The sequence below is a fragment of the Nocardia sp. bgisy134 genome (assembly GCF_965341865.1).
GTDB lineage: Bacteria > Actinomycetota > Actinomycetes > Mycobacteriales > Mycobacteriaceae > Nocardia.
In genome coordinates this window covers 1-1704 of the sequence record NZ_CBDQZP010000056.1, presented here as the reverse complement: position 1 = coordinate 1704, position 1704 = coordinate 1, and the positions used below count along the sequence as shown (strand labels likewise).

General features: G+C 67.3%; 1 protein-coding gene. It reads right to left on the bottom strand.

Going from position 1 to position 1704, the window contains the following annotated elements:
- Positions 1–1704: condensation domain-containing protein (locus ACRWNM_RS36485; protein WP_431972725.1), on the bottom strand; the 1704-nt coding region annotated here is incomplete at both ends.

Below are 1704 nucleotides of genomic sequence, written 5' to 3'. Positions count from 1 at the left end.
TGCGGCCGCAACGGCACGATCCGCTCCGCATCGGCGACCGGGAGGGCACTCGTTTCCGTGAGATCGAGCGCGTCGATGCGCAGCACCGGCACGGTGGATGTCTCCGGAAGAGCTGTCCCCTCGCCGGTGGTCAGCACACACACCGGCTCGGCCACGCTGAAGATCTGCCCGATGCGTTCGGCAGGCAGGTCGGGATCGACCGGCACGTACCCCCCGCCAGCCTCGACGATCGCGTAGATGCCCACCAACAACTCGATCGACCGCGGCATGGCCACCGCTACCAGCGTTTCCGGACCCACTCCGAGCGAGATCAGATGCCGGGCCAGCCGGTGGACGCGGGCACCGAGTTCGGCATAGGCCAACCGAACGTCCTCGAACACCACCGCGACCGCGTCCGGGGTCGCCGCCACCTGCGCCGCGAATCCGTCGAGCAACTGCCGTTCGGGTACCGGATGCGCGGTCTCGTTCCACACCGCCATACGCTGCAACTCGTGTGCCTCGAGCAGAGGCAGATCCCCGACCGGCATCGCCGGGTCCGCGGTCACCGCTTCGAGAATCCGCACGAATCGGTCGGCGAATCCGTGGACTGTCGTCTCGTCGAACAGGTCTGTCGCGAAGGTGAATTCGACATCCATCCCGGCCGGAGCATTGTCGGGCCCGAGTCGCTCTACGAAGGTCGATTGCAGGTCGAACTTCGCCACCGGCAGGTCGGCCTGCATGGCCTCGACGGTCAGCCCCGGCAGCTCGAATCCCGCTGGTGCGAAGTTCTGGAATACCAGCAGCACCTGGAACAGCGGTGCGTGCGCTGTCGAGCGTGCCGGTGCCAGTTCCTCGACCAGCCACTCGAAGGGCACCTCCGCGTGCGCGAGCGCCGCCAGATCCACTTCCCGGGTGTGTTCGAGCAGGTAAAGGAACGACGACCCCGGTTCCACCCGGGTGCGCAGCACCAGGGTGTTGACGAACATCCCGACCAGATCGTCGAGCTCGTGCTCACCGCGACCGGCGATCGGGGTGCCCACGGCGATGTCGTCACTGCCCGACAGCCGTGCCAGCAACACCGTCAACACCGCATGGACCACCATGAACGAGGTCGCATCATGCTCGCGGGCAAACACATTCACCCGCCGATGCAGGCCCGCCTCGACGGTGAACTCGATCCGCCCACCCCGCATCGAGGCCACCGCGGGTCGGGGCCGGTCGGTCGGCAACGCCAGCATCTCCGCGAGCCCGGCCAACTCCCGTTTCCAGAATGCGAGTTGCCGCCCGGCCATCGATTCCGGATCGTCGGCCTCCCCGAGCATTTCCCGCTGCCACAACGCGTAATCGGCGTATTGCACCGGCAGTGGCGCCCATCCCGGCATCTGCCCCCGTGACCGTGCTGCATAGGCCACCATGACATCTCGCGCGAACGGCCGTATCGATGATCCGTCCCCGGCGATGTGATGCACCGCTACCGCCAGCACATGCTCTTCGTCCCCGACTCGGAACAGCCTCGCTCGCACCGGCACCGCCGCCGCCACATCGAAGCCCGTCCCCAACACCTGCCCCACCCGTTGTATCAATTCCGCCTCGGTCACCGGTACCGGTGACAGATCCACCCCGACCGCCTCCACCGGCAGCACCACCTGCGCCGGACCCGCTCGGTCACTGGGATACATCGTGCGCAGCACCTCGTGCCGGTCGAGCACATCGGTCACCGCGGCT